Origin of the sequence: Halomonas sp. ND22Bw, from assembly GCF_003011945.1 — a bacterium.
Classification (GTDB): domain Bacteria; phylum Pseudomonadota; class Gammaproteobacteria; order Pseudomonadales; family Halomonadaceae; genus Halomonas; species Halomonas halophila.
In genome coordinates this window covers 1-239 of the sequence record NZ_PXWD01001702.1, presented here as the reverse complement: position 1 = coordinate 239, position 239 = coordinate 1, and the positions used below count along the sequence as shown (strand labels likewise).

General features: G+C 66.9%; 1 pseudogene. It reads right to left on the bottom strand.

The annotated features are described in order from the left end of the window. Positions 1–239, bottom strand: a pseudogene (locus CVH10_RS24080) (hypothetical protein); the annotation flags it as partial.

Sequence of the window (239 nt, the reverse complement as noted above, 5' to 3'; positions counted from 1 at the left end):
GTGTCGCGTAGCCTTCGAGCAGGGTGTCCACCATGCCGATGGTGTTGGAATGGGAATGCTGGCGTTCCTCGAACCTCGTGGCCCGGCTTTGCCAGGCCATGCTGATCACGAAGCCGATCATCACCAGCCACATCAGTCCCAGCGTCAGCCACAGCTTGCCCTTGAGGGGCCATGGCCGCCGCGCCTGGGGAGTGCGGGCGCCCTGCGATACGGCGGGGGCCTGGCTCGCGACGAGGCGA